Here is a 17,113-nt window from a genome sequence, read left to right as displayed (position 1 = left end):
TATCAGACTCTTTCGTGTCCGATTCCCGGTCGAAGCGGGCCCTCTGCGAAGCAGAAGATTTGTTACTGCGCTTTCCAGTTCTACGCTTTCGCGTTCCCTTTCCGGCGGCTCCAACCTTACCAAACTCTTTTTCGTTTCCGTTTCCGGTCCGAATTTGATTCCGGTGGCCCTTGGAGTGGCCTTTGCCTTTCGGCGGATCCGACTTTATCAGAAGCATTTCGACCGATCGGATCGGCTTCATTGCTCGAGATAGATAAAGGAATCAACGGCTCTGCGGAAACTTGGTTCCGTTGAGAGCGAGATAGATACTAGCCGTTGGGATCGAACCTGTCCAGTCCGACTCAACCGTTTGAATCTACCTCCCCCTGTCCACCATGTCAATGGTTTTTTGGGGCGAGGAGAAGACTAGCAGGTCAGCGGGGTCATACGCACCATCAGGCAGCGGTCGGGAGCTCGGCGCTTCGCTCGGTGGCGTCGAGGTCTCCTGCCTCGCCGGCTCGGGCCGCGCGGCCGCCGAGTATGTAGACGTACGCGAGAAACGCCAGCTCGGCCGCGATACCGATGGCGATACGGGCCCAGGTGGGGAGACCCGAGGGGGTGACGAAACCTTCGATCACGCCCGAGACGAACAGGACCAGGGCCAGACCGATGGCCATGCCGATGGCGGCTCGGCCTTGCTGCGCGAGGGCGGAGCGGCGGGTCTGCGGGCCGGGGTCGATGACCGTCCAGCCGAGGCGAAGGCCTGTACCGGCTGCGACGAATACCGCGGTGAGTTCGAGCAGTCCGTGCGGGAGGATCAGGCCGAGGAAGGTGTCGAGTCGGCCGGCCGACGACATCAGTCCGATGCCGACTGCGAGGTTGAGTACGTTCACGAAGAGGATCCAGATCACCGGCAGGCAGAGGAACGCCCCCAGGACCAGACACATCGCGGCCGCCTGAGCATTGTTCGTCCAGACCTGGGCGGCGAACGAAGCGGCCGGGTGGCTGGAGTAGTACGTCTCGTACTCCCCTCCGGGGCTGGTCATGCGGCGGAGGTCTTCAGGGGCGGCGATCGCTGCCTGGACCTCCGGGTGGGTGCCGATCCACCAGCCCATGAGTGCGGCCAGGAGCGTCGAGAGGACGGCCGTGGGTATCCACCAGTGCCTGGAGCGGTAGACCGCTGCGGGAAAGCCGGCGGTCAGGAAGCGGGTGGCGTCGCGCCAGGTGGCCCGGCGGGTACCCGTCACCGTGGACCGGGCGCGGGCCACGAGCTGGGTGAGGCGCGCGGTGAGCATCGGGTCCGGGGCGCTGGACTGGATCAGTGAGAGATGGGTGGCCGTCCGTTGATAGAGGGCGACGAGTTCGTCGGCTTCGGTGCCGGTGAGACGGCGCCCGCGGTGCAGGAGGTGGTCCAGGCGGTCCCACTCGGTGCGGTGGGCTGTCACGAAGACGTCGAGATCCATGGTCGGCTGCTGCTCCAGGCATGGGTGCGTACGGGTCCGTACTACTGCGGCGCGCTGCGGGTCAGCTTGACAGACTGAGCTCCCGAGGGGCACGGAAGGTCGGCGAAGGGTGGGCGGCAATGAGTGAGCTTGTGACCGGGGACGCGGTCGTGCTGGGGCTGAGGCCGGCGAAGCTGCCGAGTCGGGCGCTGGCTCTGGCGATTGATCTTTTCGTGGTGTGGACGGTTTTCATCCTGGTGTCGATCGGGCTGGCCGTCGCGACGGTGACGCTGGACGAGGCGGCGAGCGCGGCCATTGCCGTCGCCACGTTTCTGCTCGTGCTGGTGGGCGGGCCGATCGCGGTGGAGACGCTCAGCCACGGCCGTTCGCTGGGGAAGCTGGCGTGCGGGCTCCGGGTGGTGCGGGACGACGGCGGGCCGATCCGGTTCCGGCACGCGCTGGTGCGCGGGGCGATGGGGGTCATCGAGATCCTGATGACGCTCGGGGTCGTCGCATCCATCGCGTCACTGGTGTCGGCGCGGGGGCGGCGGCTCGGAGATGTCTTCGCGGGGACGCTCGTCGTGCGGGAACGGGTACCGGCCGGGCGGGGTGTCGCCGTGCCGCCTCCGCCGCCGTGGGTGGTCGGGCGGTTCGCCGGGCTTGATCTGTCGGCGGTGCCGGACGAGCTGTGGCTGGCGATACGGCAGTACCTGACGCGGATGAACCAGCTCGATGCGGAGGTGGGGTGGTCGATGGCCACGCGGCTGGGTGGGGAGCTGGCCGCGCGTACGGGGGTTCCTGTTCCGGAAGGGGTACCGGCTGCGGCGTATCTGGCCGGCGTGGTGAACGAGCGGCAGGCACGGGATGCGCGGCGGGTGTTCGCCGCTGCGCAGAGGGTTTCCCCGGAGGTCGCGGGTCCGCCTGTGGACGGGCAGACGGGTCTGCCCGTGGTCGGACAGAGCGGCGTGGACGGCGCGGGGGGTGTAACGGCTGGGTCGGGGTCCGTGGAGTGGCCGGCCCCTGTGCAACCCGTTAACCCTGGGGCTTCTGGGATTTCTGGGGTTTCCGGGGCGGACGAGTCTCCGGTACGGACTCCGGGCACTGGGTTTGCGCCGCCTGCTTAGCGAGGGGAGGGCGGGGATTCCAGCTCTTCGAGCTCGATGCCGGGGGCCGAGAGGACCACGTCGCCGGCGATGTGGACGGTGTGCTGTTCACCCGTGTCCAGGGCACTGACCTGGTATTCGTCCACCATCAGGGGGCCACTGTCAGTGGCATGCGCTTCACTGTTCACCAGGGCCCAGGACTGGTCGACGGTACGGGGGGCGAGGACCGGGTCCGTGAAGGCGACGAGGCGGACGCGGGTCGCGGGGGAACCGGGGGTGAGGCGCAGCAGTCGTGAGGTCGCGACGAGGAATGCGGGGGAGGTGCCGGTGAAGGCGTGGGCGCGGACATTGCCTTCGGTGGCCTGGGTACCGGTCGGATCGGTGCGGACCCAGGTGACGCCTTCGAGGGCGGCTCCTCGGATCTGCCAGCTCGCGGCGTGGAGTTCGAGGCGAACGGGGCGGCCGAGTTCGTCGAGGGTGAGGTCGACGGAGCCCAGGTGATCGCCGGAGGGGGCGGTGGTCCGGGAGACGTAGCGCCAGCCGGAGGGGCCTGGGGCGCATTGGAAATGTTCTTGGCCGAGGGGGGTGTGGTCGTGGGGATCGTGGAGCGAATAACGGCCGCGGGGCATGGGGTCCTTCGGGTTCCTCGGGCTGTGCGGGTGCGGTACGACGCAGGCCCCCGACACGGGGGTGCGGGGGCCTGCGCTCGTATCTGCTGCTGAGGGTGGGGCCGGCCCGTCCGTCAGGGCAGTTCTGGACCGGTCACCGGCCGGTCTGATCTGTGCCGCTGACAGACGGGATCAGCGCCGGATCAGTAGCGGTAGTGGTCGGGCTTGTACGGGCCTTCGACCTCGACGCCGATGTAGGCGGCCTGCTCGGGGCGGAGCGTCGTGAGCTTCACGCCGAGCGCGGCGAGGTGGAGGCGGGCGACCTTCTCGTCGAGGTGCTTGGGCAGCACGTAGACGTCGGTCGGGTACTCCTCGGGCTTGGTGAACAGCTCGATCTGGGCCAGGGTCTGGTCCGCGAACGAGTTGGACATGACGAACGAGGGGTGGCCCGTGGCGTTGCCCAGGTTCAGCAGGCGGCCCTCGGACAGCACGATGATGACCTTGCCGTCGGGGAACGTCCACGTGTGGACCTGCGGCTTGACCTCGTCCTTGACGATGCCGTCGATCCTGGCGAGACCGGCCATGTCGATCTCGTTGTCGAAGTGGCCGATGTTCCCGACGATCGCCTGGTGCTTCATCTTGGCCATGTCGGCGGCCATGATGATGTCCTTGTTGCCCGTCGTGGTGACGAAGATGTCGGCCTGGGCGACGACGTCGTCGAGGGTGGCGACCTGGTAGCCGTCCATTGCTGCCTGGAGCGCGCAGATCGGGTCGATCTCGGTGATGATCACGCGGGCGCCCTGGCCGCGGAGGGACTCCGCGCAGCCCTTGCCCACGTCGCCGTAGCCGCAGACAACGGCGGTCTTGCCGCCGATCAGGACGTCCGTGGCGCGGTTGATGCCGTCGATCAGGGAGTGGCGGCAGCCGTACTTGTTGTCGAACTTGGACTTGGTGACGGCGTCGTTGACGTTGATCGCCGGGAAGAGGAGGGTGCCGTCGCGGTGCATCTCGTACAGCCGGTGCACACCGGTCGTGGTTTCCTCGGTGACGCCGCGGATTTCGGACGCCAGCTGGGTCCACTTCTGCGGGGCCTCGCCGAGGGTGCGGTTCAGCAGGGTGAGGATGTGGCCGTACTCCTCGCTGTCTGCGGTCGACGGGTCCGGGGCCGATCCGGCCTTCTCGAACTCGACGCCCTTGTGGACGAGGAGGGTGGCGTCGCCGCCGTCGTCGAGGATCATGTTCGGGCCGCCGGTGGGGGTGTTCGGCCAGGTCAGGGCCTGCTCCGTGCACCACCAGTACTCTTCCAGCGTCTCGCCCTTCCAGGCGAAGACCGGGACGCCGGCGGGGGCGTCCGGGGTGCCGTTCGGGCCGACGGCGATGGCTGCGGCGGCGTGGTCCTGGGTGGAGAAGATGTTGCAGGAGGCCCAGCGGACCTGGGCGCCGAGGGCGACCAGGGTCTCGATCAGCACGGCGGTCTGCACGGTCATGTGCAGCGAGCCGGTGATGCGGGCGCCGGCGAGCGGCTGCGCGGCGGCGTACTCCTTGCGGATCGACATCAGGCCGGGCATCTCGTGCTCGGCGAGCGTGATCTCCTTGCGGCCGAACTCCGCGAGGGAGAGGTCGGCGACCTTGAAGTCCTGTCGATTGGCGACCGTCGTCATAACGGGCTGCTCCTCGTAATGGGGTCGAGGGTGGGTAGGGCCGGCTCTGCGGCGGCGGGCACACGAATGCCCGGGCGCTCGCAGCGCAGACCGTCGGAGGCCCTCTCTCCCTCGCCCGGTCCGCAGGAGCGGAGCGGCCGACCGCCATCAGCAGCGACGTCTGACACTGCCGTCGAATCTACACCGATCGGCCCTGTCACTCCCAGCCCACTCGGGGCCGGGAGCGGTCGGAAGAGGGATCGGGAAGGTCAGTGGCCTGAATCGGCCGGGTCGGTGCCGGGGACCGTGGCCGGATTGGTGCCCGAGGCGGCGGCCGCCTCGTTGAAGATGTCCGGTTCCAGGTAGATGACCCGGGCGATCGGGACGGCTTCGCGGATGCGGGCCTCGGCGGCGTTGATGGCGTTGGCGACCTCGGTGGCGGTGTCGTCGTGCTGCACGGCGATCTTCGCGGCGACCAGCAGTTCCTCCGGGCCGAGGTGGAGCGTACGCATGTGGATGATGCGGGTGACGGTTTCGCCGTCGACGACCGCAGCCTTGATCTTGTCGACCTGGTCGGTGCCGGCGGCCTCACCGAGCAGCAGCGACTTCGTCTCGGCGGCGAGGACGATCGCGATGATGATCAGCAGGGTGCCGATGCAGAGGGTGCCGATTCCGTCCCAGACGCCGTTGCCGGTCCCGACGGCCAGACCGACACCTGCGAGGGCAAGCACCAGACCGATCAGCGCGCCGAAGTCCTCCAGGAGGACGACGGGGAGCTCGGGGGCCTTCGCGCGGCGGATGAACTCCTTCCAGGAGAGCGATCCGCGGGTCTCGTTGGACTCCTTGATGGCCGTCCGGAAGGAGAAGCCCTCGGCGATGATCGCGAAGACCAGTACGCCGACCGGCCAGTACCAGGCCTCGATCGCGTGCGGGTGCCGGACCTTCTCGTAACCCTCGTACACCGCGAACATGCCACCGACCGAGAACAGGACGATGGAGACGAGGAAGGCGTAGATGTAGCGCTCCCGGCCGTAGCCGAAGGGGTGCTGGGGGGTGGCTTCGCGCTGAGCCTTCTTGCCGCCGAGCAGCAGAAGCCCCTGGTTGCCCGAGTCGGCGAGCGAGTGGACGCTCTCCGCGAGCATCGACGACGAGCCACTGAACAGGAACGCCACGAATTTGGCCACTGCGATCGCGAGATTGGCGCTGAGTGCCGCCACGATCGCCTTGGTTCCGCCTGACGCACTCATGGGTGCCTGGTGTCCCTTCGTCAATGCTGCGGCCCTGGCGCCGCGGTACGGCCGGACATTGTTGCAGCCGCTGATTCGGACGGTACGTCAGGCCACCACTGTGGCGCGGAACAGTGTGCCGGTACCGGACGCTTCGACCGATTCGTCCGACGGCAAGAAGACCGAGCCGCCGGGGGCGAGGTCGAGCGTGCCGACGCGGGGCGCACCGGCGGTGCAGAGCAGGATCTGCGGGGCGGACCTGGTCAGGTCCACGGGGGCGGCGCCGGGTGAGAGGTCGTAGCGCGACAGCCGGAATTCGTCGACCGGGGTCTCGTACAGCTCCTCGCCGGAGGGGGACGCCTCGGGACGCAGGATGCCGGGGTCGGTCGCCTCGAAGCGGACGACTCCGAGGAGCTCGGGGACGTCGATGTGCTTGGGCGTCAGTCCGCAGCGCAGCACGTTGTCCGAGTTGGCCATGATCTCTACACCGAGGCCGCCGAGGTAGGCGTGCGGAACACCGGCGCCGAGGAACAGGGCTTCGCCGGGCTGGAGTTGCACGTGGTTCAGCAGCATCGCAGCGATGACACCCGGGTCGCCGGGGAAGTGGTGTGCGATGCGGGCGTACGGGGCGTGGGCGCCGCCGAGGCGTTCGGCGGCGGCGGCCGCCGCGGTGACCGTGTCCGCCATCTCCGCGGGGTCGGCGGTGAGGATCGCCGTGAGCACTTCGCGGAGCGCCGCCTCTTCGGGGTGGGCTCCGAGCAGGTCGACGTACGGCTTGAGGGAGTCGACGCCGAGCGCCGCCATCACCTCGGCGGCCTCGGTGGGCCGGCGGAAGCCGCAGAGGCCTTCGAAGGGAGTGAGCGCGCAGATCAGTTCGGGCTTGTGGTTGGCGTCCTTGTACGTGCGGTGGGGTGCGTCGATCGGAACGGACCGACGCTCCTCGTCCTCGTACCCCTTCTTGGCCTGCGCGAGGTCGGGGTGGACCTGGAGGGAGAGGGGGGCGCCCGCGGCGAGCAGCTTGAGGAGGAAGGGGAGGCGGGGGCCGAACTTCTCGACGGTGGCCGGGCCCAGTTCGTGCTCGGGGTCGGCGGCGATGATGTCGGTGAGGGGCTGCTCGGTGCCTGCTGTACGGGTGAGGCGGGACGGGGCTCCGGGGTGGGCGCCCATCCACATCTCGGCCTGGGGTTCGCCGGTGGGGGCGACGCCGAGCAGTTCGGGGATGGCGGTGGTGGAGCCCCAGGCGTAAGGGCGCACGGTGTTGGAGAGCCGGTCCATGGAGATTTTTCGTCCTCGTGAGATGCGGGGATCGTGCGATGCGGTGGAGCGGGTCAGGGATGAGCTGCCGACGCCAGGGACAGGTAGACGGCGGCGAAGTCGGTGACTGCGAGGAGTTCGGCGAGGGCTTCGAGTTCGGTGCCCTCTTCCGGTTCGAGTTCGCTGATCGCCGTGTCGTGGCCGAGGGCGAGTTCGCGGGCGGCCGGGGCGGCACTCAAGCCGCTGGTGGGCCGGTCCCGGAGCAGGACGACCCGGGCATGCAGGGGCTCCGTCTCATCGACCCGGTCGCGGAAGAAGTCGTCGGGGTCGGCTCCGGCGGCGAAGGTCCCCGCCAGCAGTGCCCCGTGGGCGGGGAGTGCCTCGGGGAGTTCGGCGGCGATGGCCGGGCGGCCGGACAGTTCGGCGAGGACGGCGGCGAAGCGTCGCCCGACCGGTCCTGCGGCGTCGCCCTCCGTCCAGATGAGGGGCAGGCTGTCGGCGAGTTCGGCAGCGAGGGTCTTGGCCGGGTTGCTGTACGTGGCAATGGTCGGCCCGCAGCGTTCAGCGGTGCGGTCGAGGCGGTCGGCGACGCTCTGCAGTGCCTCGGGGGTTGCGGTGACCAGGCCGACCCGGTCGAGCAGGGCGAGCAGCGGCGTGAACAGGGCCCAGAGCGTGCCGGGGCCCGCGGCCGAGGTCTCGGCGTCGTACTCGCCGTGCGGGGCGGACGCCATCGGTACGACGAGGCCGTGCACTCCGTCGACCGCCTCGCGCAGCGGGGACCGATGGGGGGCGACGGCAACGACCGTGCAGCCGCGCCGGTACGCCTGTTCGGCGAGGAGGGCGAGGCCCGGTTCGGTGCCGTCGGCCGTGGCGATCAGCAGCAGGTCGACGGAGCCGGCCCAGCCGGGGAGCGTCCAGCGCATCGCGCCCGCGGCCGGTGCGACGCCGGAAGGGGGGATCCGGGTGACGGGGGCCGAGGCGCCCGCCAGTGCGGCGATCAGGTCGGAGACGCCGAATGCGGCCGTGCCGGACCCGGCGACCAGGACCGCGCGGGGGCGGCCCTCCGGGGTCAGTTCGGTGATCCCGGCCTCCGCGGCGTGCCGGGCGGCGGTACGGACGCGTGCCCCGGCCTCGGCGGCGCCACGGAGCAGACCGCGGCGGTCGGCTCGGGCCAGTGCTTCCGGGGCGTCGAGCAACGACTCGTCGAGCATGGGGACGGGCCTCCGATCACGTGCTGCTCAGCGTGAGGTCTGCGGTGTACGGGGCGGGGTCGCCGGTGTGGTGGGTGACGGCGGTCCCGTGACTCGCTGTTACGCGGGGCGGCGGGCCTCGTCGACGAGGAGGACGGGGATGCCGTCCCGTACCGGGTAGGCCAGGCCGCAGTCCGTGCCGGTGCAGACCAGCTCGGGGCTGTCGGCTGCCGAGCGGTCGTCCAGCGGGGCGTGGCAGGCCGGGCAGGCGAGGATCTCCAGGAGGCCGGCTTCGAGCGGCATGGGGTGGGTCCCTTCGGGCATTCGAACGTGTGTGTCCGGTTCACGCGGATCAGGCGTCGTCAGCCTACCGCCGGGGTGGCGGGGACGCGGCCCGGCCCGGAGCCGGTGGGGCGGGTGGGGCGATGTGGTGTGCATGGGGTTGCGGTGCGGGTCGGGGCCGGCGGGTGGTGCGCCTGCGGCGGGCTCGCCCCTTCCCGGAAACCGGTGCTCCGTCCCGGCCCTCGTCCGGTTCCCGAACGCCGGACGGGCCGGACGCTCGCCCAGGAGGGCCGGGAGTGGACCTACGCCCGGACCAGGGCCAGGACCTCGTCGCGTACCGCCTTCATCGTCCCCTCGTCGCGGGCCTCGACGTTCAGGCGCAGCAAGGGTTCCGTGTTGGAGGCCCGGAGGTTGAACCACCAGTCCGGTGCCGTGACCGTCAGGCCGTCCAGTTCGTCGAGCGTGATGCCCTCGCGCGCCTCGAAGAATGCGTGTACCACTGCCGTGCGGGCCGGCTGGTCATCGACCGTGGAGTTGATCTCTCCGGACCCGGTGTAGCGGTCGTACTGGGCGACCAGTTCGGAGAGCGGGCCCGGCTCGCCGCCGAGGGCGGCGAGGACGTGGAGGGCGGCGAGCATGCCCGTATCGGCGTTCCAGAAGTCGCGGAAGTAATAGTGCGCGGAATGTTCGCCACCGAAGATCGCGCCGTGTTCGGCCATCTCCGCCTTGATGAAGGAGTGGCCGACGCGGGTGCGGACGGGGGTGCCGCCGTGTTCGCGGACCACCTCGGGGACCGACCAGGACGTGATCAGGTTGTGGATGACTGTGCCCTTGCCGCCGTTGCGGGTGAGTTCGCGCGCCGCGACCAGGGCGGTGATCGCGGACGGGGAGACACCCGCGCCGCGTTCGTCGACGACGAAGCAGCGGTCCGCGTCGCCGTCGAAGGCGAGGCCCAGGTCGGCGCCCTCGGCCAGCACCCGGGCCTGGAGGTCGACGAGGTTCTTCGGGTCGAGGGGGTTGGCCTCGTGGTTGGGGAACGTGCCGTCCAGTTCGAAGTACAGGGGGACGACGTCGAGCGGAAGTCCCTCGAAGACGGTGGGGACGGTGTGGCCGCCCATGCCGTTGCCCGCGTCGACCACGACCTTCAGCGGGCGGATGGCCGTCAGGTCGACCAGGGACCGCAGGTGGGCCGCGTAGTCGGTGAGGGTGTCGCGGTCCGTGACGGTGCCGGGCGTGACGACCGGCTGCGGTACGCCCTGTTCGGCCCACTTCTCGATCAGGGCGCGGATCTCGGTGAGCCCGCTGTCCTGCCCGACCGGTGCGGCGCCTGCCCGGCACAGCTTGATGCCGTTGTACTGCGCCGGGTTGTGCGAGGCGGTGAACATCGCGCCGGGCAGGCCGAGGCTGCCGGAGGCGAAGTACAGCTGGTCGGTGGAGCAGAGGCCGATCAGGGTGACGTCCACACCGCGTGCCGCCGCGCCGCGCGCGAACGCCGCCGAGAGGCCGGGAGACGACGGGCGCATGTCGTGGCCGATCACGACTGCCTGCGCGTCCGTCACCTCGACGAACGCCGCCCCGAACTGCTCGGCCAGCGATTCGTCCCACTGGTCGGGCACGACTCCGCGCACGTCGTACGCCTTCACGATCTGCGACAGATCAGCAGTCACGGGCCGGTCCTCCTGAGTTTCCTGCGGACCGCCCAAACTACCCGGCCGGTCCGCGCGCCCGCGGGGGGATGCGGTCGTTCGGTGAGCGACCGCTTCAGGAGTCGGGCGAGCGCAGGACCCGCAGGTGACCGCGGCGCGCGACCTCCATCGGGTCCGCGGCGTGCGGGCCGCCGCCTCTGGCCTCCGCCGCGCGGTCGTGCGGACGCGCCGCTTCCCGCACGGCGTTGGCGAGTGCTTCAAGGTCGTCACCGCTGGGGCGCGTGGGCGCAGAAGGATCGGTGAGCCGGACGACTTCCCAGCCGCGTGGCGCGGTCAGTCGCTCACTGTGCTCGGCACAGAGGTCGTAGCAGTGGGGCTCGGCGTAGGTGGCGAGCGGGCCGAGGACCGCAGTCGAGTCGGCATAGACGTACGTCAGTGTCGCGACGGCAGGGCGGCCGCACGCGGTGCGCGAACAGCGACGTACAGGGCTCACGATGTTGGACGGTACCGCACTCTTGAGCGGGCTGCGACGACTCTCCCTCAGGTCACCCCACCGTGTCGCACTGTGACCTCCGGCACAACCGCCTTTCGGGCAACTGGCCTGACCTGCGCGGGAAGAGGGAAGCGCAGGTCGCAACGGCAACGATTCCGGTCACCACTCGGTGCATAAGCTGTCAATACGTAGGAGATCCGCGGTCGCGGACCGGGCCTGAAACGGGCTCAAGCTTGGCCGGAATGTTCAAGTGTGGACATGCCGCAGTGCTGCCGGTGACGGGCGATCCGGCTGCCCCGCAGAGCGTTACGCTGCGTCGGTGATGGACAGTCCTGTACCGCCGCCCCACCCGTCCGAGCCGCGACCGCGCCGCCGTGACCGCCATGGCCGCGGCATGCGCGGACCCGTCGCCCCGCCCCAGGTGCCGATCTCGGCCACCAGGGCGGAGAACTTCCGGGATCTCGTACAGGACTCGGTGGAGCGGCTGGAGCGGCGCTGGCCTCAGCTGGCCGATGTCGACTTCATGGTCCTCGATGTGCCGGGGCCGCAGGCGGAGACCGTACCGCTCGGGCGTGCAGTGTCCGCGGAGAAGGACCGGCCCGCGCAGATCGTCATCTACCGGCGCCCCGTCGAGATCCGTACCAAGAACCGCGACGAGCGTGCGCTGCTGGTGCACGAGGTCGTGGTCGAGCAGGTCGCGGAGTTGCTCGGGCTGTCGCCGGAGTCAGTGGATCCGCGCTATGGGCAGGACTAGGCCGCGAGCCCAGCATGATCCGAACGAGAGACCCTGGGTGTTCGGGGCAGGCCGGCCTCGGCCCGCCCCGAACCCGTCGCTCAGTCGTCCAGGACCGAGAGGTCCTCTTCGGCGTCGGGTACCTCGACCGTTCCGCCGTCGTCCGGCAGCGTCTGCACCGTGAACATCGGGATGCCGCCCTCCGGAAGGGACAGGGTGCGCGCGGCATGGACCGGACCGCCCGACTCCGTCTCGATCGTCAGAGCGTAGCTGCCCTTGAGCCCGGCCGGTACCGGCGGGGTGACGGCGAGTGTCGTACCGGCCTTGACCGTGTACGTCTGGACGGCCTGTTCGCCGCCCTCGCTGCCCGCTGAGGCCGTGACCTTGACCTTCCCGGTGGCGCCCGGAGCGGTGAGGGAAAGGATCGAGCCCTTCGCCCGGTTGTCGGCCACGGTGGCCTGTGCGCCCACCGGCCCGGTCGCCGGGATGTACGCGACCTCCCGCTTGTCGCCGGTGCCGCGGACCACGCGCAGCGCCGCCACCACCGGAGTGGCCCGTCCGCTCTCCGCCGGGGTCAGCAACAGGGAGCCCGCTTCACCCTTGGTGACGTCCTTCAGGTCGACGCCTGCGGTCATGTTCGACTTGACGTGAAGATCCTCGTGTCCGGCCGGTGAGATCGCACCGTTCTTACCCAGCAGCTTCACCGTCAGATCGGCGTCGTCCTCGCCGGGGGCGAAGGCCACCAGCCGGACGTCCGTGGCGTCCGCCGGGATGCCGGGGAGGACGAGGGTGCCGGTCGGGTCGACGGATGCGGCGAGCCAGTCGCTGCCGGTCTCGTTGTCCGCTGCCCTGACGACGGCGCCGACCCGGCCGGTACGCGTGGTGACGTGAACGGTCACGTCGTCGGCCGCCTCGCTGGTCAGGGTGGAGATCAGGACCGGAACGCTGGACCTGGCCGGGACCGTGATGCCCTCCCCCACATCGGACTTGAGCGAGCCGTCCGGCCCGTACAGCTCGATGTCGGCCACCGCGGCCGTGTCGTCCGGGTTGGTGAGGTGGACGTAGTCCTCGCGGGACTTCGCGGTGCTGGCGGCCGGGAACCAGAAGTTCGTGTCGGGGCCGGTACAGCTGACCCCGAGCAGGCCGCGGGTGGCGCCCGCGCTGACCGTGGTGGTCTGCTGCGTGGTCCAGCCGGGCGCCAGCTCGCCGGTGGCGGTGCCGACCAAGGCCGAGGCGTCGGAGCCGGATGCCTCGGCGGTGGCCGGTATGCCCGGCTTCTTGAGGGAGACGACCGGTTTGCCGGAGTCCGCCTTCTTGCTCTTGTCCTTCTTCCCCTTCGTCTTGGCGGTGGTGTCGTCGCCCGCGCCAGCCGTGGTGGAGACGGACGGCATCAGTTCGGCGGCACCTGCCGCTCCGCCGCTGCCGGCCGCCGGGGTGAAGGACGTGTACGTCGTCTCCGCGAGGTCCGAGAGGCCGGGCGCCGGGCAGAGCAGACTGGACCGCTCCACCGGCAGCCGGGCGGCGGCTTTCGTCTGGCCTGCAGCCGCGTCGCCCGGCGCGGTGAGCGCGGCGAACCCGGTGACGGCGGCGAGGGCTACGGTGCCCGCGATGAGGGACAGGCTGGTGGACTTCACTCGGACTCGCCTCGCGATGCGTTACCGGTCGGCCACGGGTTCCGGGCCGGGGCGGGGTTCTCGTCGGGGTTCTGCGGGTCGTACGGGGGCTGTGCGGTGTAGGGGGCCTGTGGGTCGTACGGGGGCTGCGGGGCGTACTGGCTGTACTGGCCCTGGTCGTACTGACCCTGGCTCTGGTCGTACTGGCCCTGTTCCTGGTCGTACTGGCCCTGGTTCTGGTCGTACTGGCCCTGGTTCTGGTCGTACTGCTGCTGGTAGCCGTACGGGTCGTACACCGGGGCGGTGCCTTGCTGGTAAGGATCGGCGGCGGCCTGCTGCTGCTGCTGCTGCTCGCCCTGGTACTGCGTGTAGTCGGCGCCCTGGTACTGCTGGGTGTCCCACTCGCCGTACTGCTGTTGCTGCGGTACGGGGGCGTAGTGGCCGTCGTCGGGTTGGGCGTACGGATCCTGTGCCGCGGACTGCTCGCCATACGGGTCCTGCGCTTCGGACCGCTCGCCGTACGGGTCGGCCGACTGCTGCGCGGGGATGTTCTGCCCTGCCTCGTCCGGCGTCGGCTCGGCGTCCTCGGATGCCGCCTCCGCGTCCGCCTCAGCGGCGGCGCGCAGCCTGCGCGCCCGGCGCCCCTCGCCCGCGACCGGCTCGGCCGGAACCGTCAGGTCCGCCTCGGGCAGGTCGTCGTCGATCTCCCGTCGGCGGCCCGGCAGGGCCAGGACCAGCAGGACCACGCCGAGCGCGGCCTGGATCCAGATCCACGCGGTGTGGGTGATCGGCGTCTCGTACGTGAGGTCCAGCGTGCCGCCCTCGGCGGGCAGCTCGAAGCCCTGTGCCCAGCCGTCCACGGTCTTGGCGGTCAGGGCCCGGCCGTTCAGCGTGGCCTTCCAGCCGGGGTCCGCGGCGTCGGCGATCCGCAGGACGCGGCCGGAGCCGCCCGCGGGAATCTTGGAGTGCGACTCGACCGGCCCCGAGCCGACGGGCAGCTGCTCGCCGCCGGCGCCGGACGGGACGATCATGATGCGGGCGACCTGACGGTCCACGCGCCACAGCGCGCTGCCGTCGAGCTGGCTCAGCCGGCTCAGACCCGGGGTCGCGTCGAGCACCCGGCTCATCTCGCGCGGCGCGCCGTCCCGTACGAGTACGTAACGGATCGCGAAGCCGCTGAGCTGGCTGCCCTGGTCGGCGCCCGAGCCCGCGACCAGGTTGGCGACCACCTTGTCCAGTCGGCGGTTGGAGCCGCCCGACTCAGCCAGTTCCGCGTCGCCGAGCCGCGCGCCGGAGCCGCGGACCAGCGTGTACACGACGGAGGCGGGCGAGCTGCCGCCGAGGACCAGGGTGCGGGGCTGGTCGCGAGTGCTGCTCTCCTCCGCGACGAACGCGGGGACCTGTACCGGGTCGCGGCGCTCCAGCGGGCCCGCGGCGCCACCGATCATCCAGCCGGCGGCGGCCAGCGCGGGGGCCAGCACCGCGGCAAGGGCGATCAGGGCGGCGACGGGCTGGCGCCAGCCGAAGCTGAGCTCGGCGACCCGGACCCGGGCACCGTCCGCGCCGACGAGCGCGGCGGTGATCAGCGCAATGCCGTAGACAAGGGTGGCGGGCCCGGCCCAGCCGGAGCCGTTGGCGAGCCCGGCGAAGACCAGGGCGACGAGCGCGACGGCCCAGGCGGCGCGGATCGCGAACTGCCGCTCCCCGCGCAGCAGCGCGGCCAGCGCCGCGAGCACGATGCCGAGCAGCAGCACGCCGCCCGCGGCCTTGGGGCCGCCGGGACTGATCCCGAGCAGGTCGAGTGCGGAGGCGGTACCCGTCCCGAAGTCCAGCCCCGCCTCGTTCAGGAACGACGAGGGGCTGCTGAGCAGCGACAACGACCACGGGGCGAGGACCAGCAGCGGGGTGCCGATCGTGGCGAGGAAGCGGAGCCCGTAGGCGGCGATGTCGTGGCGGCGCAGTACGAGGACGCCGATGCCGAGGACGACAGCGAGCGGCCAGACGATGGGCGTGAAGGCCATCGCGAGGGTGAGGAGCAGGGTGTACGCCCAGGTGGCGCGCCAGCTGCCGCGGGTGTCCCCGTGGCCGCGCATCCCGCACGCGGAGACGGCGGCGCGGGTGATCAGCGGAAGCAGGATCGCCAGTACGGCGGTGCCGAGGCGGCCGGTCGCGAGGGCGCCGGTCGCGGCGGGCAGGAAGGCGTACGCGATGCTCGCCCAGGCCCGCAGCAGTCGTGATTCGAGCAGCGGGCGGGAGACGAAGTACGCGGTGAGTCCGGCGAGCGGGACCGAGCAGACGAGCAGCAGCGTGAGCGCGAAGCCGGTCGAGCCGAGGAACAGCGCGGACAGGGCGGAGATCAAGGCGAGGTAGGGCGGTGCGGTCTGGGTGCCGCCGGTACCGACCGGGTGCCAGCCGTCCGCGTACCGCCCCCACAGGTCGGAGACGTCCACGGGTGCGGGCAGCAGCGCGCCGCCCGCCAGTGCGCCGCCGCCGAGGAGGCCGCGGCAGGCGACGAGGGAGACGATGAGCAGGACGGCGAAGAGGACCGGGCCGGGCTTGCGGCCGATCCGCCTCAGCCGGGCGAACTGCTCGATCTCCAGGAAGTCGGCGTCGTCACCGCCCGGTCCGGACTCGACGGCGCCGTGCCGTGAGCCGCCGGAATCGGCGTCGGATCCGCTGCCGAAGTTTCCGGCGACCTGCTCGACGGTGGCGCGGACGGTCGCACCGGGCGGCGGGAAGAGCCCCCGCAGCTCGGCCGTGTCCACGACGCCCTTGCCGCGCCTGCGGCGGGCCGCGAAGATCCTGCCGGGGCGCAGCAGGGTGCCGAAGAGTCCGGCGACCTCGTCGAGTGCCTGGCCGGGCACCTTGCCGACCAGGTAGGCGAGGGTGCGGAGCAGGGTGCCGAGCACGAGCCGGAGCAGCACCCAGGGCAGCTGCTTGCCGCGGGCGTTGACGAGCATCGTGTAGACGGCGCCGGCTTTGTCGACGCGGTGCGGGGAGGCGACGGAGCGTCCGACGCAGTCGATGGGGCGGCGTTCCCGGGCGGATGCCTCGGCATGCCGCAGGACGGCGTCGGGGGCGACGAGGACCCGGTGTCCGGCGGCATGCGCGCGCCAGCAGAGATCGACGTCGTCACGCATCAGCGGGAGCCTGTCGTCGAACCCGCCGAGTTCCTCCCAGATGTCACGGCGGATCAGCATGCCGGCGGAGGAGACGGAGAGCACGGTACGGACCTGGTCGTGCTGGCCCTGGTCCTGCTCGCGGCGGTCGAGTCCGGTCCAGCGGCGTCCGCTGTTGGCGATGGAGACGCCGACTTCGAGGAGCTGCTTGCGGTCGTACCAGCCGCGGAGTTTGGGGCCGACGATCGCTGCGTGGCGGTCGGTCTCGACGACGCGCAGCAGCTCGGCGAGCGCGTCGGGCTCGGGTGCGCAGTCGTCGTGGAGCAGCCAGAGCCACTGCACCGGTTCGCCGTGCGGCAGTTCGGGCAGGTCGTACGCGTCGTCGCGCCAGCTCCTGGTGACCGGGTCCCAGGAACTGGGGCGCTTCAGGTACGGCAGGTCGTCGGGGGTGAGTTCATCGGCCGTGCGGACGGCCTCGTCGACGGCCGTACCGAAGCTCGTACGGCGTGCGAGATGCAGGACGCGCTCGGCGCCGAGCGCCTCGGTGACCAGCCGCGCGGAGTCGTCGGCGGAGCCGGTGTCGGCGGCGACGACCTGCTGTACGGGACGTTCCTGCCCGAGCAGCCCGGCCAGCACGGTGGGCAGCCAGCGTGCGCCGTCGTGGGAGACGAGCACGGCGGTGACGACGTGCCGGGGGAACTCTGGGGCGGCGGCGGCCGCGTAAGGCGCCGTCGATTGGCTGTGCACGGACATCGAGGTACGGGCCCTCCGGCCGGGTCCGGGGG

At 71.0% G+C, this 17,113-nt stretch carries 13 protein-coding genes; 2 read left to right on the top strand and 11 right to left on the bottom strand.

Annotation, left to right across the window (positions count from 1 at the left end; all coding sequences use genetic code 11):
• Positions 1 to 434 precede the first annotated feature (434 nt).
• Complete coding sequence (locus ACGFSA_RS25730) at positions 435 to 1,442, bottom strand: stage II sporulation protein M (protein ID WP_393308001.1); 1,008 nt, start codon at positions 1,440 to 1,442, stop codon at positions 435 to 437.
• 119 nt (positions 1,443 to 1,561) lie between these two features.
• On the opposite strand from ACGFSA_RS25730, the gene ACGFSA_RS25725 reads away from it, so the two are divergent.
• The gene (locus ACGFSA_RS25725) at positions 1,562 to 2,545 is read left to right on the top strand and encodes an RDD family protein (RefSeq protein ID WP_393307999.1); all 984 of its coding nucleotides are present in this window, start codon (positions 1,562 to 1,564) and stop codon (positions 2,543 to 2,545) included.
• Here ACGFSA_RS25725 and ACGFSA_RS25720 read toward each other — a convergent pair.
• From ACGFSA_RS25720 to ACGFSA_RS25685, 8 genes are all read right to left on the bottom strand, one after another.
• On the bottom strand, positions 2,542 to 3,153 hold the full coding sequence (locus ACGFSA_RS25720) for a hypothetical protein (protein WP_393307996.1): 612 nt from the start codon (positions 3,151 to 3,153) through the stop codon (positions 2,542 to 2,544). The two genes, ACGFSA_RS25725 and ACGFSA_RS25720, sit on opposite strands and share 4 nt — an antisense overlap.
• Before the next feature lie 182 nt (positions 3,154 to 3,335).
• The gene (gene ahcY / locus ACGFSA_RS25715; protein WP_393307994.1) at positions 3,336 to 4,793 is read right to left on the bottom strand and encodes an adenosylhomocysteinase; all 1,458 of its coding nucleotides are present in this window, start codon (positions 4,791 to 4,793) and stop codon (positions 3,336 to 3,338) included.
• A 248-nt stretch (positions 4,794 to 5,041) separates the two neighbouring features.
• Positions 5,042 to 6,019, bottom strand: a complete 978-nt coding sequence (locus tag ACGFSA_RS25710) for a cation diffusion facilitator family transporter (protein WP_393307992.1) — start codon at positions 6,017 to 6,019, stop codon at positions 5,042 to 5,044.
• An 87-nt stretch (positions 6,020 to 6,106) separates the two neighbouring features.
• Entirely contained in the window at positions 6,107 to 7,273 is a 1,167-nt protein-coding gene (gene manA, locus ACGFSA_RS25705; protein ID WP_393307990.1) for a mannose-6-phosphate isomerase, class I, read from the bottom strand.
• Positions 7,274 to 7,326: 53 nt separating this feature from the next.
• On the bottom strand, positions 7,327 to 8,463 hold the full coding sequence (locus ACGFSA_RS25700; RefSeq protein WP_393307988.1) for an SIS domain-containing protein: 1,137 nt from the start codon (positions 8,461 to 8,463) through the stop codon (positions 7,327 to 7,329).
• 99 nt (positions 8,464 to 8,562) lie between these two features.
• Entirely contained in the window at positions 8,563 to 8,745 is a 183-nt protein-coding gene (locus tag ACGFSA_RS25695; protein ID WP_393307986.1) for a Trm112 family protein, read from the bottom strand.
• Positions 8,746 to 9,026: 281 nt separating this feature from the next.
• Positions 9,027 to 10,391 carry a phosphomannomutase/phosphoglucomutase gene (locus tag ACGFSA_RS25690; protein WP_393307984.1) on the bottom strand — a complete coding sequence of 455 codons (1,365 nt, stop codon included), beginning with the start codon at positions 10,389 to 10,391 and terminating at the stop codon, positions 9,027 to 9,029.
• Positions 10,392 to 10,485: 94 nt separating this feature from the next.
• Positions 10,486 to 10,863, bottom strand: a complete 378-nt coding sequence (locus ACGFSA_RS25685; RefSeq protein WP_266984962.1) for a DUF3499 domain-containing protein — start codon at positions 10,861 to 10,863, stop codon at positions 10,486 to 10,488.
• A 322-nt stretch (positions 10,864 to 11,185) separates the two neighbouring features.
• Here ACGFSA_RS25685 and ACGFSA_RS25680 point away from each other — a divergent pair, with 322 nt between their 5' ends.
• Positions 11,186 to 11,617: a metallopeptidase family protein gene (locus ACGFSA_RS25680; protein WP_393308015.1), complete on the top strand. Its 432-nt coding sequence runs from the start codon at positions 11,186 to 11,188 to the stop codon at positions 11,615 to 11,617.
• 80 nt (positions 11,618 to 11,697) lie between these two features.
• Here the strand turns inward: ACGFSA_RS25680 and ACGFSA_RS25675 are convergent, their stop codons facing one another.
• Together ACGFSA_RS25675 and ACGFSA_RS25670 are read right to left on the bottom strand one after the other, a co-directional pair.
• Positions 11,698 to 13,230: a DUF5719 family protein gene (locus ACGFSA_RS25675; RefSeq protein ID WP_393307982.1), complete on the bottom strand. Its 1,533-nt coding sequence runs from the start codon at positions 13,228 to 13,230 to the stop codon at positions 11,698 to 11,700.
• Complete coding sequence (locus ACGFSA_RS25670) at positions 13,227 to 17,081, bottom strand: glycosyltransferase (protein ID WP_393307980.1); 3,855 nt, start codon at positions 17,079 to 17,081, stop codon at positions 13,227 to 13,229. The genes ACGFSA_RS25675 and ACGFSA_RS25670 overlap by 4 nt, the downstream gene beginning before the upstream one ends.
• Between the last annotated feature and the right edge of the window lie 32 nt (positions 17,082 to 17,113).

The organism is Streptomyces sp. NPDC048496 (genome assembly GCF_043200055.1).
In the GTDB taxonomy this organism is placed as follows: domain Bacteria; phylum Actinomycetota; class Actinomycetes; order Streptomycetales; family Streptomycetaceae; genus Streptomyces.
Note: the sequence above shows the minus strand (reverse complement) of the source record. Positions and strands in the feature narration are given on the sequence as shown.